This window comes from Streptomyces sp. AF1A, from assembly GCF_047340315.1.
GTDB lineage: Bacteria > Actinomycetota > Actinomycetes > Streptomycetales > Streptomycetaceae > Streptomyces.
Window position 1 is genome coordinate 140601 of record NZ_JBLEBI010000001.1, and the last position, 17517, is coordinate 158117.

Genomic DNA, 17517 nt, shown 5'->3' on the forward strand with positions numbered 1-17517 from the left:
GGCGGTCACTCCCCCTTCCAGGCCGGCGGCCGCTTCTCCTGGAAGGCGCGTACGCCCTCCTCGGAGTCCTTGGACCGCAGGGCGCGCACCAGGGCGGCGCTGCGCTGCCCCTGGGCCTGTCGTGGCGTCATGTGCGTGGTGTTCTGCACCAGGTGCTTGACGGCGCGCAGGGACAGCGGGGCGCAGGCGAGGATGTCGGCGATCCAGCCGTCGACGGCCTCGTCCAGCCGTTCGGCGGGGACCACCTCGTTGACCAGGCCCACCGCCTCGGCCTGCGGGGCCTTCATCCGGCGGCCGGTCAGCAGCATGCCCATGGCCAGGTGGTAGGGGATCTGCCGGGGCAGGCGGACGACGCCGCCGTCCAGGGCGATGCGGCCGACCCGCGGCTCGGTGAGGCCGAACTGGGCGGTCTCGGACGCGACGATGATGTCGCAGCCGAGCACCATCTCCATGCCGCCGCCGAGGGCGTAGCCGTTCACCCGGGCGATGACCGGAACGTCGAGGGTCTCGCGCAGGGCGAGGCCGCCGAAGCCGTTGGGCTGGGCGTCGGCCCAGTAGTCCACACCGGTCTTGTCGACACCGGCGGTGCTCATGTCGGCGCCCACGCAGAACGCCTTCTCGCCGGCGCCGGTGAGGACGACCACGCGCACCCGCGGGTCGCGCTCGATCTCGTCGAAGAGCGCGTTCATCCGCTCCTGCGCGGGCTCGTCGAGGGCGTTGAGGACATGCGGGCGGTCGATGGTGACGCGGGCGACGTGCCCGTCGAGCTCGTAGCGGATCTCGTCGGTCATGCGAGCACCCCGGCGTCCTTGAGCTGGTCGATGCGCGCCTGGTCGTAGCCGAGTTCGGCGAGGACCTGCGCGCCGTGCTCCCCGAGGCGCGGCGGCGCGTGCCGTACGGCGGTGGGGGCCTCCGACATGGCGATGGGCGAGCCGACGGTGCGGACGGTCTCGCCGAGCGGGTGCTCGAACTCCAGCAGCATGCCGTTGTGCACGGTCTGCGGGTCCTGAAGGGCCTCGGCGAGGTTCTTCACCGGGGCGCAGAGCAGGTCCCGCTCCTCCAGGCGGGCCAGCCAGTGCGCGGTGGTGTCCGTGGCGAAGCGTTCGCGCAGGATGCGCTGGATCTCCGGCCGGTTCGCGAACTGCGCGGCGAGGTCCTTGAAGCGCTCCTCCTGGGAGAGGTCCGGGAGGTCCAGGGCGGCGCAGATGTCGCGCAGCGGGTTCTCCTTGAAGGCGCCGACCAGGACGAGCGCACCGTCGGTGGTCGGGAAGCAGCCGCTCAGCGGCATGCGCGCCCAGTTCAGCTCGCGGTCGCGCATCAGCTGCATGGTGGCCTCCTGCATCTGCATGTGCAGCAGGCCGTTGTAGAGGGAGACTTCGACCTTCTGGCCGGTGCCGGTGCGCTCCCGGTGCAGCAGTGCCAGCAGGATGCCCTGGACCAGCTGCATGCCGGCGGAGTAGTCGGCGAGGGCGGTGGCGTAGATCGCGGTCGGGTGGTCGGGGTCGGCCTTGCGGGCCATCACGCCGGTGTACGCCTGGGCGAGCACGTCCTGCCCGCCCTTGTGCATGTACGGGCCGGTGGAGCCGAAGCCGGAGCCGAAGGCCCAGATGATCCGCGGGTTGACGGCCTTGAGCTCCTCGTAGCCGAAGCCGAGCCGTTCCATCACGCCGGGGCGGAAGTTGCTGACGACGACGTCGGCCTCGCGCACCAGGTCCAGGACGACCTTGCGGCCCTCCTCGGAGCGGGTGTTCAGCGCGACGCTGCGCTTGTTCCGGTTGAGGCTGAGGAAGACCGGGTTGTCCTGGCCGAGCCGGTCGTTGATGCTCCAGCGGGACAGATCGCCGGAGCCCGGCTTCTCGATCTTGATGACGTCCGCGCCGTAGTCACCGAGCACCTGGGTGCAACTCGGGCCGAGCATCACCTGGGTGAAGTCGAGGACGCGGATGCCGGAGAGGGGCTGGTTGCCGGCGGTGCTCATGCGGGGGTCTCCTCCGGGGCGGGGGCGAGGGTGGCGTTGGCCGACGGGCTGTCGCCCGGGTCGGCGCCCTGGTCGCGCAACGTGCGCTGGACGGCGGCGATGTCGACGTGCCGCACGTCGACCCCGGCGTCCAGGGCGAGGGCGGCGGCGGTGCCGGCGGCCTGGCCCATCGCCATGCACGGCGGGATCTCGCGGGAGACGCGCTGCGCCTCGGGCGTGGCCGAGTAGTGGCGGCCGGCCACCAGCAACTGGTCGACGGAGCGCGGCACCAGCGCCCGGTACGGCGTGTAGTAGTCGCGGCCCCGGGCGACGCTGTCGGCGAAGTGGCGCCGCTGCATCACGTCGTCCTTGGTGACCACGTACTCGCCCTGGAGGAGCCGGGTCTGCCGGACCCCCATCTGCTCGGCGACGTCGAGCAGATACGCCTTCTCGAAGCCGGGGTAGTGGGCGCGGACGTACTCGACGACCTCGTTGATCCTGCGCCGGGCCTCGAACTCGGCGCGGGTGAGGTCCTCGACGCTGGTGCCGTCGAAGCCGCTCATGTGCGGGGCGTTGCACCAGGCGACGCCGGGCAGCGGTGTGCGCAGCCACCACATCTCCCAGGCGCCGCCCAGGATGCGCTTGGCCTGCCGGTTGACGGCACGGGCCGCCTTGGGGTCCTCCTGCTCGAACCGCTCGGCGGTCTCGAAGTCCACACCGCCCAGGCGGAACACCAGGGTGACGATGTACCCGTCCTGGTCGTACGGCGCCCCGGCGCGGGATGCGACGTCGATGTCGCCGGTGGTGTCGACGACGACGTCACCCATGATCGCCTGCGGGCCGGACTTGGTCTCGCAGACCACGCCCCGCATGCGGCCGTCCTCGACGATCGGCTCGGAGAACCAGCTGTGCAGCCGCAGGTTCACGCCGGACTCCTCGACGAGGTCGTCGGAGACGCGCTTCCAGCCGTCCGGGTCGAAGGCGACGGCATAGGTCACCGGCTTGGGAAGTCCGTGGCTGTGGAAGTCGAACAGGCCCCAGCGGGCCCACTTGTCCCACAGCGCCTGGCTGGTGGAGCGGTCCTCCTCCGGTGGACAGACGGCGAGGCCGATCTTCTCCAGCCGCTCCACGTACTCCTGGGCGATGCCGGTGACGGTGATCTCGTTGCCGTTGGCCATGTCGTCCAGGACGAGGACCATGCCGCCGGAGGCGAGGCCGCCCAGGTAGGGATAGCGCTCCAGCAGCGTGACCGAGGCCCCGTTGCGGGCCGCCGCGACGGCGGCCGAGACACCGGCGGGGCCACCGCCGACCACCACGACGTCCGAGGCGGCGACGACCGGTACCTCCCTCGCGGGGCTGGTGACGGTACTGCGCTGCAACGGCTGTCCGAAGCTGTTGCTCATGCGTTTTCTTCCTTACTGTCGTGATTCACATCAGGGCGTCCCGGGCGGTGCCCCGCGTGGGGTGACGGGGCACCGGGGGCGGCAGACGTGTTTGTCAGAGGTAGATCCGGCCGCGGCGGCGGGCCAGCAGGTAGAGGACGAGACTGACCGCGCTCAGCACTGCCACGTAGATCGGGAAGGTGTAGTACAGGCCGCGGGGGGACAGCCACTGCATCAGGTAGGGCGCGGTCCCGCCGAACAGGGCGACGCCGATGGCGTAGCCGAGCCCGGTTCCCACCCCCCTGGAGTGCTGCGGCATCAGGCTCGCCGAAACGGCGTTGTACAGCGTCATGTTGGCCGCCAGGACGACGCCTCCGCCGATGAGGATCACGCCCAGGGAGCCGACGCCACCGTGGTAGGCCAGGATCAGGAACACCACCGGGATGGCGAGCAGCCGGAACCACACGAAGAGCCGGCCCAACTGCACCCGGTCGGCGAAACGGCCGACGATCAGGGCCAGCACCACGGTCACCAACGAGTACAGCGAGGTCACCAGGAACACCTGGTGCGGCGACTCGTGGAAGACGGCCTGGGCCCGGGCGGGCAGGCCGACGGCCCAGCCGTAGTTGAACGCCTGGGCAGCGGCGACCACGAAGATGATGGCGAACAGGCCCAGCAGGTTGCTGCGGACTCCGCGCCAGGGACTGGCCACGGGGGCCTGCTGCGCGGTCTGCTGCGCCTTCTGCCTGCCCAGGGTCTCGGGCAGGCTGCGGCGCATCAGCATGATGACGATGCCGGCGATGCCGCCGAGCGCGAACGGGAGGCGCCACGCCCACTCGTTCAGCGCGGCGTCCCCGAGCACGGAGCTGAGGACGAACGGGACGAGGGCGGCGGTGAACAGGCCCGCGTTGACATAGGCCGACATGGTGCCCGCGGCTCGGCCGACCCGGTCCCTGGGCACGAGTTCCACGGCGTACGCGGTGCTCAGCGGCGCCTCGATGCCCGTCGAGAAGCCCTGGACGAGCCGCGAGAAGAGGAGGAGGACGCCGGACCAGACACCGATGGCGTCGTGGCCGGGCAGCACCGCGATGACGAACGAGGCCAGCGCCATGAGGCCGACGCTGAGCAGGGTGACGCCCTTGCGCCCGATCCGGTCGGCGACCGTGCCGAGGACGATGCCGCCGAGTGGCCGGGCGGCGAAACCGACGGCGAAGACGGCCATGGCGGAGAGCACCCCGGTGGCCGGGTCCTTGGCGGGGAAGAAGTGCGGAGCCATGGACACGGCGAGCAGGCCGTAGACCTGCCAGTCGTACCACTCGAGGGTGTTGCCGCAGCCGAGCGCGAACAGCGCGCGCCGGCGGATCGAGTCGTCGAGAACGTCTTCCGGCACGGCGCCCGAAGGACCGGCGCCGCTTTCGGGAGGCGGGCCGGCGTCGGGCGCCTGCCCGGCTTGATAGATTTGGGGCACGGTTTCTCCTCAGCGAGAAGTCAGCCCTGGGCTCTCCCGTGATCGAACCGCCAAGAACGAGTCGGGAGGGCTCGGGGCACACTGTGGCCACGAGATGTCTTTCGCGGCCGTTGGTGGTCGTGCTGGATGGCTCACAGGTTGGGCGGTGTCATCACCCACACGGCCTTGACCGTCTCGGGGCCCTCGTTGCGATACCAGTGCGGTGTTGTGCTCGGGTAGGTGATCGAGTCCCCCGGGCCCAGCTCGTGACAGACGCCGTCGAGGAAGACCTGGTGGCGTCCCTGCAGGATGATGCCGAATTCCTCACCCGGGTGGGTGAAGGGCGAGTCGGACGTGTCGTAGCCCGGCGGGGCTTCGATCCACACCGCTTCCAAGGTTCCCGTGAGGCCGGGGCTGAGCAGTTCGTAGGTGACGTCCAGCGTCCCCGAGCCGTGCAGGTCCAAGGTCCGCCGCTCTTTTGCCCGTACGACGGGGGAGGTCTGCTCGGGCCCGTGGAAGAGCCGTCCGACCGGCACCTGAAGGGCATGTGACAGCTGGATGAGCGTGTTGAAGGACGGGTTTCCGCGCCCTCGCTCGATCTGGCTGATCAACCCGATGCTCACCGACGCCCGGGTGCTCAGCTCCTCGAGGGTGAGTCCCCGGAGCTTGCGCAGCCCTCTGACCTGATGGCCGACGCCGGCGATCGCGGCCTCGGGGTCGGGCGGTGTGGAGGCGTCGGGTTCCTGCCCACTGTTGGCACTGCCCATGGCGGCCCTTCTGTGGCGTGTAGCTGCTGCTTGTCTGTGGCGTGTAGCTGCCGCGTGCCCTTCACTTCAGCAGCAGATTTTCATTCCGTCAATAAGTTGCGCGAGGATGGACGTCCAGAAACCCCGGCGCATCCGCTGACCGTGCGTTCGCCGACCGTCGCGCACCGGCTCGGGGGCGTCGGGGCGCTCCCGGCCGAGCCTGCCGAGGATGCCCGTGGCGAAGCGGCCGGTTTCCGTTGCCAGTCGGTGCCGCGTGAGCCGTGCGACGGCGGCCGTTACCGCGAAGCCTTGCGTTCCTCGGACTTGAGGCCGCGGAGTGTCCACAGTCCGTACAGAGCCAGCAGCGGTTTGACGACGATCCACTCGCCAGGGCGGTAGTCGTCCGCGCGCACCAGTCTCTCCGCAAGATCGGGGCGCTGCCGCCGCAGGTACGCCCGGGCCTTGAGCGCATGAGCCGGCTGGGAGGCGATCTTGATGCGGTCCACGTCCTCGAGCAGGGGGATCACGTTCGTGATGTTCTCCCACGTCGTCGCGCTGTGCTCTTCGAGGAGCACCGTGCCGTCGAACCCGAGCACCGACGTCGCGTAGTCGGCCATCAGCCGAGCCTCCGCGGTGCCGCTGCGGGTCGCGCCGCCGCTGAAGACCACGCGGGTCTCGTGCGCACCAGTTGCGCACGAGCGAATGCCGGTACGGACTCGCCAACGGTTGATCAGGTTCGCCGTCGGCCAGGGGTTCCGGTACCCCAACACCACCACGGCCTCAAAAGCGCCTGGCCTGTTCCCCACGAGCACCCGAGACCAGCGCCAGTTCAGCCACTCACCCCAGGCGAGGGCCGCAACTGAAGCCATCGCCAGTCCAGTCCGTCGCCGCATGCGGTGACTCTAGGGCACCTCGGCGCCGCCTGCTGCCGGTTGGCATCGGCTCGGCCCGCGCCGACGCGACAGCCGGTACCAGGGACACCAGTCGCCGCCGGGTGCCGTCATGCCTCATGTCCGGCGTTCGCATTCCGCAATGAAGGAATCAGGCTCGTGTCCTTGACCTGGACGTCCCGGTGTCGCACCCTGAAATCCGTATGGCGGAAAACGTATTTCGCATTACGGCAAGAAAGTGGCAAGGATGCGGTAAGAATGACGAGCCCCGACACCGTGACGCCGCATATCCGGACGGGCTGGGTTGCCTCGGCCGTGGCACGGTCGCGCTCCGGCCTGAGCGCGCGCTCTCCCACGCGGTAGCCGTGTTGCCGTAGCTGTCCCCCACCCCACGCAGCCACTTCGGCCGTCACGGGCCGTACAGGTTCCCCCGCACGCAGGACCACCCATGAAATTCCCTTCTCGCGGTGCCCCGGCGCCGCGTGTGAACAGCCGCGCAGCCCCTCTCGTGCGCGGCCCCGGACACCCGTGGAAAGACCGTTTCCGGCGCCGCCTCGCCGGTCGCAGCCGGCCGCCGGGCGAAAGCACCCGGGCGCAGGTGGCGCTACCGCTCCTGCTGATCGCGGCGATCACCCTCGCGGCATCCGTCGCCCCTATGGCCATTCACCTCTCGCCGCTGCTCGTGGCCGCCCCCACGTGCACCGCGGCGTTCGCCCGAACCCGGTCGACGGTCGCCATCGCCCTGGCCGCCAGCGCGGCCGCGGTCCTCGTCGACTGGCACGACGGTCTGCTGCATTCGCCCCTGTTGCCCATTCACGTCGGCGCGCTGCTGGCGGTCTCCGGCTTCGCCGTCGTCGCTCGCGCTCTGCACGATCGCGATCTGCGAGAACTCACGCAGGTGCGGGCGGTGTCCGAGGCGGCCCAACGGGTGGTGCTGCGGCCGCTCCCGCGCACTTTGGGCGCTCTGCACATCGCGTCGGTCTACCGGGCCGCCACCGCGTACGCCCTGGTCGGCGGCGACTTGTACGCCGCCGCCCGCACCGGCCGCACGACCCGCATCCTCATCGGCGACGTCCGCGGCAAGGGCCTGCCCGCCGTCGAGGACGCCTCCGCCCTGCTCGGCGCCTTCCGCGAGGCCGCCCATCAGCACGAGACGCTGCCGGAGCTCGCGGCTGCCCTGGAACGCAGCGTCCGCAGACACCTGGCCGAGATGACGGAGCGGGACCCCGACAGCGCCGAGCGTTTCATCACCGCACTGCTGGCCGAACTACCCGACGCAGAGGAGACCGTCCGGATCGTCAGCTGCGGGCATCCCCCTCCGCTGCTGGAGCAGCGCGGCCGGGTGAGCGTCCTGCCCGTGAGCCGCCCGGCTCCGCCCCTTGGACTGGCCGGAAGTGCCACGGACGCCTTCCCCGTGCACACCTTCCCGTTCGTGCCCGGCGACACGTTGTTGCTCTACACCGACGGACTCGTCGAAGCCCGTGACAGCAGCGGGACCTTCTATCCCGTCCTCGAACGCGCCGCCACGTGGTCCTGGAGGTGCCCACAGCGCCTCCTGCAGCACATCACCCAGGATCTCAGCAGCTACGTGGGTCCCCGCTTCCACGACGACCTCGCCATGGTGGCCGTCCACTGCCCCACCGGCTGACGCCTGTTCCGCACCCCTCCGACGAAAGATCCGACGGCGCCCCGGCACGCACGGACGTGCCCGCGTGCACGACACGCACACCGTGCCGGCACAACGCGCCAGTCACGAAAGGACAGTGATCGGGATGACCACTGTACGACGCCTGTCCTGGCGGCCGTGCCCGCTGCTGGTCGCCTACCTCGGTACAACCCTTGCCGTACAGCTGGCGGCATCCTCACGTGGTCTGGTCCGCCGGTCCGATTGCTCGGTGCCGGCGCCCCTGGTGGCAGCCTGCCTGCTTCCCCTGCGGCGCACCCTCGCGATCGGGGTGGTGACGCTGGCAGCCAGCGCGGCCGTCTACGGCTTCGCGCTCCGTGGGGTGTCGGAAGGCGGCCGCACGGTGGTGCTCGGCGCGGCCGCGCTCTCCGTTGCCCTGAGCCTCGTCCTGTGCCGGGCGCGCCTGCGCTCGCACGAGCGGGTCGGCACCGCTGCCGGGCGGCCCCTGCGGGGCGTCGACGACGCACGGACCGGCTCGGATGCGATGCAGACCGTCGACGACGCCTCCGGAGACACACCTCCGATCCCCACCACCCGCCTGCGTTCCGGCCCGCTGCCGCAGCCAGCGGCAATGGAACTCGCCCGCTGTTGCGCGGTCGCCGACGGCTCCGTGCCGGGCGAGGCCCACTGGCTCGACGCACTACCGCTTCCCAGCGCCCGGGTTGCCCTCGTCGCCGGCTGCGTCACCGAAGCCGGGAGTCCCGCACCCGCCCTTGCCGCTGAACTCCGCGCCGCGGTGCGCACGCTGGCCGACATGGACCTGCAGCCGGAGGAGCTTCTGGCCCACCTGGCGGATGTGCTGACCCGACTGCGGCACGACGGCGAGCCGCACGGCGAGGACGTGTCCGGTGTCACCGTCGGATGTCTGTACGCGGTCTACGACCCCGTCTCCGCCCGCTGCACCCTCGCCGGCGCCGGCTACCCCGCGCTGACCGTCCTCCGGCCCGACGGCGTGGTCACCACGGTCGACCTTCCTGCGAGCCCTCCCCTCGGGCAGGCGCCCTCGCCCGCGGTGGCCACTGAGGTCGATCTCCCCGATCGCACGGTGCTCCTGCTGCACGCTCACACCCCTTGGGGACCCGACCCGGCGGCCGGGGCCGCCCCCATCGTGCCCCCCGAGGCGGGCCTCGGACCGCAGTCCGGCCTGACGGTTCTCTGCCGGTCCGCCCTGGGCGTTCTGCAGTCCGACGGGCGTTACGTCCACGTCGGCGTGCTCGCCGCCCGTACCCGCACGTTCGACAGCGACCACGTCGCCTTCTGGGATCTCTCGGACGACCTCGCCGCCGTCTCCCAGGCCCGCGAGCACGTCTGGCGGAAGCTGACCGCGTGGGGCCTCGAGGACACCGCACCCACCACGGAGCTCATCGTCAGCGAACTGGTCACCAACGCCATCCGCCACGGCCGCCCTCCGGTCCGGCTGCGCCTGATCCTCCATGGCGCGGGACTGACCTGCGAAGTCTCCGACGGCAGCAGCGCGTCTCCCTACCTGCGGCGGGCCGACACCTTCGACGAGAGCGGACGGGGACTGTTCATCGTCTCCCAGCTCGCCCGGCGTTGGGGCACACGCGGTGATCCCCGCGGCAAGACCATCTGGGCGGAAGAGAAACTGGACGCGTCGGAGGGGCCGCGCCCGTGAACGCCGGTCCGGCCGTCCCCGGAACGACCGGATACAGTGCGCGAGACGGCCGGCCCGGTCAGGGAGGGGAAGCGTGACCGACACCAGCGACACCCGACCCGCCGACAGTCAGGCGCAGGCTCCGCGGCGCAGCCCCCTGCACCGCCTGCTGCGTCACATCCCCCGGATCGCCCCGTTCCTGCTGTGGGCCGTGCCCTGCTGGGTGCTCCTGTACGGCGGCCAGCACTGGCCGCTGCCCGTCACGCTGGTCGGCACCGCCCTGTGCGTGCTGGGCCTCATAGGCATGCCGCTCGCCATGGCGCGCGGCCACGGCCGGCGTCAGCAGGACGGGGCGGCGATCGTCGGTGACACCCTGCTCGGCACCAGCTGGGTCCTGTTCACCTGGTCGGTTCTGCTCGGCGTCTTCCTGCGGCTCGCCCTGACCGTGGCCGGGACGGGCGACGGCCAGGACCGGGCCCGCACCGTCACCTGGGCCGTCCTCGGCGTGTCCGCCGTGCTGCTCGGCTGGGGGTACGCCGAGGCGCGCCGCGTGCCGCGCGTGCGCCGGCTCGACGTGCAACTCCCGCGACTGGGCCTTGGGTTGGACGGACTGCGTGTCGTCCTCATCACCGACACCCACTACGGCCCACTCGACCGCGCCCGCTGGTCGGCACGGGTGTGCGAGACGGTGAACACGCTGGAAGCCGACGTGGTCTGCCACACCGGCGACATCGCGGACGGCACGGCCGAACGCCGCCGCGCCCAGGCCGCCCCACTCGAGACCGTGCGGGCCACCCGGGCCCGGGTCTACGTCACCGGCAACCACGAGTACTACAGCGAGGCCCAGGGCTGGGTCGACCTGATGGACGAGCTGGGCTGGGAGCCGCTGCGCAACCGCCATCTGCTGCTCGAACGCGGAGGCGACACCCTCGTGGTCGCGGGCGTGGACGACGTCACCGCCGAGTCCTCGGGCCTGGCGGGCCACCGCGCCCACCTCGCGGGCGCCTTGGACGGCGCCGACCCCCAGCTGCCCGTGCTGCTCCTGGCGCACCAGCCCAAGTTCGTCGACCGGGCGGCGGCCGCCGGCGTCGACCTCCAGCTCTCCGGCCACACCCACGGCGGCCAGATCTGGCCCTTCCACCACCTGGTCCGCATCGACCAGCCCGCCCTCGCCGGCCTCAGCCGCCACGGCGCCCGCACGCTCCTCTACACCAGCCGCGGCACCGGCTTCTGGGGCCCGCCGTTCCGGGTCTTCGCCCCCAGCGAGATCACCCTGCTCGTGCTCCGCTCCCCGCGCCTGCCCACCTCGCCGTAGCACCGGGCGGGGGACGCCGGACGCCCGCGGTACCGGTTTGCCGGCGGGTCAGTCGCAGGGCTGCAGCACGAAGTCGTATTCCGCGTGCAGGTAGGGCCGTTCCAGGCTGCCGCCGTCCGGCGTGGGCCCGGCGGGCCGCTCGGTGAAGCGCACGACCAGCGCCTCCTTGGTGCCGAAGACCACGTCGCTGTCGAGGTACGCGCTGCCCTCCTGGAACAGGTGGGTGATCAGTCTCCGGTACCCGGGTTCGTCGATGAGGCAGTGGACGTGTGCGGGCCGGAAGTGGCTGATGTCGGTCCCGCGGATCAGGTCGCCGACCGGGCCGTCCATGGGGATGGCGTAGCCGCGGGGAGCGATGGTGCGGATGCAGTAGCTGCCGTCCTCGCGCGTGCGGTACTTGGCCCGCAGCCGGGCCTCGTCGACCTCCGGGAGCTGCGCCTCGTAGGCACCGTCGGCGTCGGCCTGCCACGCGTCGATGACGGCGCCGGGAACGGGCTTGCCCGCGATGTCGGTGACCTTGCCCGTGAGGAACAGGGGGGTTCCCGCGATGCCCTCCGACATGTCGAAGCCGTACGGCGCGGCGGGCGAGCCGTCGATGTGGAACGGGCCGAGCACCGTGGCCGGGGTGGCCTGCGGCGAGAACCGGTTGTTGAGCTGGACGACGAGCATGCTCAGCCCGAGCACGTCCGAGGCCAGGATGAACTCCTGGCGCTTGTCGTCACAGACCTTCCCGGTCGCCGTCAGCCACTCGATCGCGGCCATCCACTCGTCCTCCGTCAGCCGCACTTCCCGGGCGAAGTCGTGCAGGTGGCGCACCAGCGCGGTCATCAGCTCCGCCGTGCGCGGGGAGTGGGCGGTGGCCCAGCGCCGGACGGCAAGGTCGGTGATGTTGTCCTCGTCGACGAACATGGTGTGCTCCTCGGTGTGCCCTGCGTGGGTGATGACGACCAGGTGCCGCTGGAAGGTGGTGAGTTCCCGGTGTACTGCCCGACTGCGGTTGCTGTCAGCCGTCGCCGTCCCCTTCCCCGAGTGGTTCGGGGACGAAGGGATCCGGGGGAACGGAGGTGTTGTTGAGGTCGACGGAGAGGAAGACGTCGCGCGCCACCGGGTGACGCAGTTCCTCGGCGAGCTGCCCGATCAGGCCCGCGGTGCGGGCCAGCAGCGCGAACGCGCGCAGCAGCGGCAGGGGCAGTCCGAGGTCGGCGAGGGCGGCGCCGCAGACGCCCGCCCCGTTGAGCGGCAGGGTCCGGCCCAGCACCGCCGGATGGACCCGCCCGATGGCGGCGAACAACGACAGGTGCGGACCGAACAGCCCCTCCTCGGCCGCGATCCGCATCAGCCTGGGCGTGCGGGGATCGCCCGCCTTGTGCACGTGATGTCCGAGCCCGGGGACGAACTCGCGCGCCGCGCGCCGCTTTCGCACCGTGCTCAGTGCCACCGCGTCCCAGCCCGCCTCGTCGGACGGCAGTGCGCCGCCCAGTGATTCCAGCACCTCGTGCAGAAACTTTCCGGTGTCCTCGGTGACTCCCAGGAACCGTGAGCCGCCGCCGAGCAGGCCGGCGGCCAGCGCGCCCTGGATGGAGTCCGGGGCCGACAGGTACGTCAGCCGGGTGACGATGGCGGTGGGGGTGAAGCCGTGGTCGGCGAGAGCGGCGAGCACCGCCTCGAAGACGCGGATCTCGCTTGGGGCGGGCCTGCGTTGGGTGGCGAGCCAGAACGCCAGCTCGCCGAAGCCCACCGCGCCCATGATCTCCTCGGCCAGGTCATGGCCGAGCAGCGTGATGGTCTCCGGGTCGGACGCCCCCAGGGCGGTGGGGTACGAGGCACGGTCAGCGGGTTCGGCCACGGTTCTCCTCCTCCGGTTCGGACAGCCACGTGCGCAGTTCGTCGCCGTGCTCGTCGAGTTCCGGCGGCGGGAGCCGGTAGGTGGCGGGAGTGGCGGAGAAGCCGATCGGGTGGCGGGTGGTCGGGACCGCACGCTCGCCCTCGCCCACGGTGACGACCGGTTCGAGCCCGAACCGGTCGGCCATGGCGAACCCGCCGTCGATGGTGTTGATCGGCCCGCTCGGCACGCCGGCCTCGACCAGCAGCTCGAACCATTCGAGGGCGCCGCGTGTCACCAGCCGCTCCACCAGGAGGGGCCGCAGCTCCTCGCGGTGGGCGGTGCGGTCGGCGTTGCGGGCGAAGCGCGGGTCGTCGGCGATCTCCGGGATGCCCAGGACCTCGCACAGCCTGCGGAACTGCCCGTCGTTGGCGGCCGTCACGATGAGGTCGTTGTCCGCGGTGGGCAGCGGCTCGTAGGGGAACACGCTGGGGTGGGCGTTGCCCATCCGGTACGGAACGGTCCCGCCCGCGACGTAGGCGGAACTGTGGTTGACCAGGCCGGTGAGCGCCGAGGACAACAGGTTCACCTCGACGAGCTGTCCCTCGCCGGCCGCGTCCCGGTGGCGCAGCGCGGCCAGGATGCCGATCGTCGCATGGTTGCCGGCCATCACGTCGAACACGGAGATCCCGGCCCGGTACGGGGGCCCGTCCGGGTCACCCGTGAGGCTCATCAGGCCCGAGACGGCCTGCACCATCAGGTCGTAGCCGGGCACATGGCGGCCGGCGCCGGACCCGAAGCCCGTGATCGACGTGTAGATCACGCCCGGGTTGGTCTCCCGGACCGACGCGTAGTCCAGGCCGTACTTGGCGAGTCCACCGGGTTTGAAGTTCTCGATGAGGACGTCGGCGCGGCGGGCCAGCTCACGGGCGACGCGTGCGTCGGCCTCGTCCCGGAGGTCGAGGGCGATCGAACGCTTCCCTCGGTTGACGCCGAGGTAGTAGGTCGAGACCCCGCCCCGCACGGGAGGCGTCCAGCTTCGGGTGTCGTCGCCGTCCGGCCCTTCGACCTTGACGACGTCCGCCCCGAGGTCCGCCAGCAGCATCGTGGCGTACGGCCCCGCGAGGATGCGGGAGAAGTCCGCCACCAGCACCCCGGCAAGTGGCCCCGCGGCACCCGGGCGAGTGGGGCTGGAGCGCTCTGCCATCGATGCCCTTCCTGTCCGAACAGCGGACAACTGTCCGTCGTACTGTCCGCCGCCTGATTCTGGGACGCGGCCGACCGGACGTCAAGGTGTGCCGGCCCTGCCCGGGGCCGGGCTGATCAAGGTGTGCCGGCCCTGCTCGGGGCCAGGCTGGTGTGCGGAACGGACTCGAGCCGGGCGAAGTCGACGCTGATCTCGCCCGCGGCCTGCAGCAGAAGCGGCAGGTAGTCGTCGACCAGCACCTCCACCGGGGTCTCGGCGGCATGCGCGTTGACGTTGACGCTCGCGATGACGCGCCCCGATCCGTCCCGCAGGGGCGCGGCCACCGACCGGATGCCCCGGGCCAGTTGCTCGTCGGTCAGGGCCCAGCCGCGCGCACGGACCTCCCGCAGCTCCGCCTCCCATTCCTGCCGGGCGGGCTGCCACACCGGCACCAGCCCGGACCGGCTCGGCTCGGCCAGCGCCCGCGCCGCCTCGTCCGGCGGCAGCGCGGCCAGCAGGACCTTGCCCAGCGACGTCTGCAACGCGGGGAACCTGGTGCCGATCTGCACGGCGAGCGTGACGATCTTCGGTACGGACACCCGGGCGACATAGACGATGTCCGAGCCGTCGAGCTGGGCGATGGAGCAGGACTCGTTCGTGCGCTCGACCAGCCACTCCAGGTGCGGGCGCGCCACGTCCCACAGCCCCGTGGAGCGGACGTAGGCGACGCCGAGGTCGAGAACGCGGGGGGTGAGCGCGAACCCTCCGGCCTGCTGGCGGACGTACCCCAGCTCGGCCAGGGTCAGCAGGATCCTGCGCGCCGTGGGCCTGGCCAGCCCCGTCGCGTTCGCCACGTCGGTCAGCGACATCACCGGGTGCCGCGGCTGGAACGCGGTGATCACCTCCAGGCCCCGCGCCAGCGCTTCGATGAAATCGGGCCCGGTTCCTTCGCGGGGCATGGGACTCCTCTGGGTGTGCGTTCGTCCGATGGGTGGACACTCCGAGGTTGGCACCCTATGCAGTCCGGTCTCCACCCGGCGATCCGGCCGGCGGCGGACGCCCTCGCTCGCCATACGGACAAAGCCTCGTGATCGTCGCTTTCACCGGCGGCGAGGTTCCCGGGTTTCCCGTATTGACAAGGGCAGTGGACCCCACGACGATCGACCAGCGAAGTTGGCCGCCATACGGACAGCTGTCCGTAATCGGGCGAGCGAGGGGAGCGGCCCTTGACGCGCATCGCGCCGTGCGAAGGCACCTCACGCTCTGCCGGCCGGCGTCCTGGCGCCGTCCGCCGGACCCGCTCGGCTCCCGGCACTCGCCCCGGGCGGAGTGAGGGCGCTCGCCGCGCAGCGTTCCGCCGTCGCCGGCCGTTCGCCGCCCCGGACAGCCGTCGCCACAAAGGAGATCAGCGATGAGCCGACCCACCGAGCCCGTATCCGGGCGACCCGTCGTCCTGCGCGGCGGCACGCTGCTGCCCATGGACCGCGAGCGCCGCGTGCTCACCGACACCGACGTGCTCGTGGTCGACGACCGGATCGCCGCGGTCGGCCCGCAACTGGACGTCCCTGAAGGGACGTTCGAGATCGACGCCGCGGGCGGCATCGTCATGCCCGGCATGATCGACACGCATCGGCACATGTGGCAGACGGTGATGCGCGGTTACGGCGCGGACTGGACCCTGACCCAGTACTTCGTCTGGTACTACCTCGAGCACGGCACGGCCTTCCGCCCGCAGGACATCCATGCCGGGAACCTCCTGGCCGCCGCGGAGGCCCTCGACGCCGGGGTGACCACCGTCGTGGACTGGTCGCACGGGCTGCAGACACCCGACCACGCGGACGCCGCGGTCGACGCCCTCCAGTCCGTGCCGGGCCGTTTCGTCCTCGCCTACGGCAACATCCAGCAGGCCCCGGCGGAGTGGACCGGGGCGCCGGAGTTCCGGGACTTCGTGCGCCGCCGCATCACGGGCGACGACATGCTCGGCTTCCAGCTCGCGTTCGACGTCACCGGCGACCCGGCGTTCCCCGAGAGGCCGGCCTTCGAGGCAGCGCGCGAACTGGGCGTCTCCGTCACCACCCACGCCGGAGTCTGGGGCGCCACCAACGACGACGGAATCCGCCTGATGCACGAGCACGGATTCATGACGCCCGGAACGGTCTACGTCCATGCGTCGACCCTGTCGGCCGACTCCTATCACCGCATCGCCGCGACGGGCGGTTCCGTCTCGGTGTCCACGGAGAGCGAGCAGAGCGCCGGGCAGGGGTACCCGACGACGTGGGCGATACGGTCGCACGACATCCCCGTCTCCCTGTCCATGGACACGAGCGTGTGGTGGAGCGGAGACCTGTTCTCCGCCATGCGCACCACCCTGGGCGCCGACCGGGCGCGTGAGCACCTGGAGGCGCACGCCGAGAACAGGACCGTCACGCACTGCTCCCTGCGCGCCGACCAGGTGGTCGAGTGGGCGACCCGCGGCGGCGCCCGGGCGCTGGGCCGCGAACACGACCTGGGCAGCGTGGAGGTGGGCAAGAAGGCCGACCTCGTCCTGCTGAAGAACGACCGGTCACCGGTCTCGTTCCCGTTGCTCAACCCCTACGGCCACGTGGTCTTCCAGGCGCAGCGGGGCGACGTCCACACGGTCGTCGTCAACGGGACGGTGGTCAAGCACGAACACCGCCTGCTCGGCGTCGACCTGGCCGCCGTCCGGCACGAGGTCGAGCAGACCGTCGAGCACCTGCGCTCGGTGATGGGCGAGGAGGAGTGGCGCAAGGGCATGAACCCCGACATCCCCGAGACCAAGGTCCTCGACAACCCCTACACCTACACCGACTACCGCAGCGCCACGACCCACGGCCGGTGAGCCGGTGGTTCCCCATCTTCTCGTGCACCCGGACGCCCCAGGGAGGTCGCCTCGATGAGTGTGGGGCTGCTCTCGCTCCGACTGCTCCTCGCCTGCTTGCTGTTCGGCCACGCCACACAGAAACTCTGCGGCTGGTTCGGCGGAGCGGGGCTCACCGGCACCGGCGCCGTCTTCGAGCGATGGGGGTTCACACCCGGCGCGCGGATGGCGCTGGTGGCCGGCCTGGCGGAGCTGACGGGCGCCGCTTCCCTGGCCTCCGGGCTGCTGACGCCCGGCGGCTGCGCGGTCGTCGTCGGCACCATGACCGTCGCCGCCGCCGCAACGGCTGCCAACGGCTTCTGGGCACAGCGGGGCGGGTGCGAGGTGCCCTTCTGGTACGGCGCCGTCGCGGCGGTGCTCGCCTTCACCGGACCGGGCCCCTGGTCGCTCGACGCCGCCCTCGGGCTGCACCGGCTGTCCGGCTGGGCCTGGGGCCTTGCCGCGCTGGCAGTGGGCGCCCTCGCGTCGGCCCTACCCCTCGCCGCCCGCGCCCGCGTTCTGCGCGAGCGGGCCAGGGCCGCGGACGGGAGCGGGGACGGCAGCGCGTCGGCGAGCTGAGCCGGCCGGTGTGCAA

15 protein-coding genes are annotated in these 17517 nt (G+C 71.5%); 5 read left to right on the forward strand and 10 right to left on the reverse strand.

The annotated features are described in order from the left end of the window. Window positions 1-5: 5 nt before the first annotated feature. The 6 genes from ACLU3S_RS00530 to ACLU3S_RS00555 all read right to left on the reverse strand — a co-directional run bounded on the left by ACLU3S_RS00530 (window position 6) and on the right by ACLU3S_RS00555 (window position 6425). The gene (locus ACLU3S_RS00530) at window positions 6-791 is read right to left on the reverse strand and encodes an enoyl-CoA hydratase-related protein (protein ID WP_413949645.1); all 786 of its coding nucleotides are present in this window, start codon (window positions 789-791) and stop codon (window positions 6-8) included. Next, window positions 788-1978, reverse strand: a complete 1191-nt coding sequence (locus ACLU3S_RS00535; protein ID WP_413949646.1) for a CaiB/BaiF CoA transferase family protein — start codon at window positions 1976-1978, stop codon at window positions 788-790. Before ACLU3S_RS00535 ends, ACLU3S_RS00530 begins: the two co-directional genes overlap by 4 nt. Further along, complete coding sequence (locus ACLU3S_RS00540) at window positions 1975-3360, reverse strand: FAD-dependent oxidoreductase (protein ID WP_413949647.1); 1386 nt, start codon at window positions 3358-3360, stop codon at window positions 1975-1977. The genes ACLU3S_RS00535 and ACLU3S_RS00540 overlap by 4 nt, the downstream gene beginning before the upstream one ends. A 94-nt stretch (window positions 3361-3454) precedes the next feature. Beyond that, the gene (locus ACLU3S_RS00545) at window positions 3455-4807 is read right to left on the reverse strand and encodes an MFS transporter (RefSeq protein ID WP_413949648.1); all 1353 of its coding nucleotides are present in this window, start codon (window positions 4805-4807) and stop codon (window positions 3455-3457) included. Window positions 4808-4938: 131 nt separating this feature from the next. Then, window positions 4939-5553: a helix-turn-helix domain-containing protein gene (locus tag ACLU3S_RS00550; protein ID WP_413949649.1), complete on the reverse strand. Its 615-nt coding sequence runs from the start codon at window positions 5551-5553 to the stop codon at window positions 4939-4941. 275 nt (window positions 5554-5828) lie between these two features. After that, entirely contained in the window at window positions 5829-6425 is a 597-nt protein-coding gene (locus tag ACLU3S_RS00555; protein ID WP_413949650.1) for a YdcF family protein, read from the reverse strand. Between the two features lie 595 nt (window positions 6426-7020). On the opposite strand from ACLU3S_RS00555, the gene ACLU3S_RS00560 reads away from it, so the two are divergent. The 3 genes from ACLU3S_RS00560 (at window position 7021) to ACLU3S_RS00570 (ending at window position 11036) form a co-directional block, all read left to right on the forward strand. Further along, on the forward strand, window positions 7021-8070 hold the full coding sequence (locus ACLU3S_RS00560; RefSeq protein WP_413949651.1) for a PP2C family protein-serine/threonine phosphatase: 1050 nt from the start codon (window positions 7021-7023) through the stop codon (window positions 8068-8070). Window positions 8071-8194: 124 nt separating this feature from the next. Next, on the forward strand, window positions 8195-9742 hold the full coding sequence (locus ACLU3S_RS00565; protein ID WP_413949652.1) for a SpoIIE family protein phosphatase: 1548 nt from the start codon (window positions 8195-8197) through the stop codon (window positions 9740-9742). Window positions 9743-9815: 73 nt separating this feature from the next. Next, the gene (locus ACLU3S_RS00570; protein ID WP_413949653.1) at window positions 9816-11036 is read left to right on the forward strand and encodes a metallophosphoesterase; all 1221 of its coding nucleotides are present in this window, start codon (window positions 9816-9818) and stop codon (window positions 11034-11036) included. Between the two features lie 48 nt (window positions 11037-11084). Here ACLU3S_RS00570 and ACLU3S_RS00575 read toward each other — a convergent pair whose 3' ends face one another. The 4 genes from ACLU3S_RS00575 to ACLU3S_RS00590 form a co-directional block, all read right to left on the reverse strand. Then, window positions 11085-11945, reverse strand: coding sequence for a dioxygenase (locus tag ACLU3S_RS00575; RefSeq protein ID WP_413949654.1), 861 nt, complete (start codon window positions 11943-11945; stop codon window positions 11085-11087). A 94-nt stretch (window positions 11946-12039) separates the two neighbouring features. Beyond that, on the reverse strand, window positions 12040-12882 hold the full coding sequence (locus ACLU3S_RS00580) for a citryl-CoA lyase (RefSeq protein ID WP_413949655.1): 843 nt from the start codon (window positions 12880-12882) through the stop codon (window positions 12040-12042). Further along, window positions 12866-14065, reverse strand: a complete 1200-nt coding sequence (locus ACLU3S_RS00585) for a CaiB/BaiF CoA transferase family protein (RefSeq protein ID WP_413949656.1) — start codon at window positions 14063-14065, stop codon at window positions 12866-12868. Before ACLU3S_RS00585 ends, ACLU3S_RS00580 begins: the two co-directional genes overlap by 17 nt. Before the next feature lie 116 nt (window positions 14066-14181). Then, window positions 14182-15003: an IclR family transcriptional regulator C-terminal domain-containing protein gene (locus tag ACLU3S_RS00590; RefSeq protein WP_413949657.1), complete on the reverse strand. Its 822-nt coding sequence runs from the start codon at window positions 15001-15003 to the stop codon at window positions 14182-14184. Between the two features lie 452 nt (window positions 15004-15455). Between ACLU3S_RS00590 and ACLU3S_RS00595 the strand changes: the two genes are divergently transcribed. Further along, window positions 15456-16904 carry an amidohydrolase family protein gene (locus tag ACLU3S_RS00595; RefSeq protein WP_413949658.1) on the forward strand — a complete coding sequence of 483 codons (1449 nt, stop codon included), beginning with the start codon at window positions 15456-15458 and terminating at the stop codon, window positions 16902-16904. Between the two features lie 54 nt (window positions 16905-16958). Further along, a complete protein-coding gene (locus tag ACLU3S_RS00600) occupies window positions 16959-17501 on the forward strand; it encodes a DoxX family protein (RefSeq protein ID WP_413949659.1) in 543 nt (180 codons plus the stop codon). The last annotated feature ends 16 nt before the right edge of the window (window positions 17502-17517 follow it).

Coding starts and splice junctions, on each gene's coding strand:
- ACLU3S_RS00555 (WP_413949650.1), bottom strand. CDS start 6,425: ATGCGGCGACGGACTGGACTGGCGATGGCTTCAGTTGCGGCCCTCGCC.
- ACLU3S_RS00535 (WP_413949646.1), bottom strand. CDS start 1,978: ATGAGCACCGCCGGCAACCAGCCCCTCTCCGGCATCCGCGTCCTCGAC.
- ACLU3S_RS00600 (WP_413949659.1), top strand. CDS start 16,959: ATGAGTGTGGGGCTGCTCTCGCTCCGACTGCTCCTCGCCTGCTTGCTG.
- ACLU3S_RS00585 (WP_413949656.1), bottom strand. CDS start 14,065: ATGGCAGAGCGCTCCAGCCCCACTCGCCCGGGTGCCGCGGGGCCACTT.
- ACLU3S_RS00540 (WP_413949647.1), bottom strand. CDS start 3,360: ATGAGCAACAGCTTCGGACAGCCGTTGCAGCGCAGTACCGTCACCAGC.
- ACLU3S_RS00575 (WP_413949654.1), bottom strand. CDS start 11,945: ATGTTCGTCGACGAGGACAACATCACCGACCTTGCCGTCCGGCGCTGG.
- ACLU3S_RS00590 (WP_413949657.1), bottom strand. CDS start 15,003: ATGCCCCGCGAAGGAACCGGGCCCGATTTCATCGAAGCGCTGGCGCGG.
- ACLU3S_RS00565 (WP_413949652.1), top strand. CDS start 8,195: ATGACCACTGTACGACGCCTGTCCTGGCGGCCGTGCCCGCTGCTGGTC.
- ACLU3S_RS00530 (WP_413949645.1), bottom strand. CDS start 791: ATGACCGACGAGATCCGCTACGAGCTCGACGGGCACGTCGCCCGCGTC.
- ACLU3S_RS00595 (WP_413949658.1), top strand. CDS start 15,456: ATGAGCCGACCCACCGAGCCCGTATCCGGGCGACCCGTCGTCCTGCGC.
- ACLU3S_RS00550 (WP_413949649.1), bottom strand. CDS start 5,553: ATGGGCAGTGCCAACAGTGGGCAGGAACCCGACGCCTCCACACCGCCC.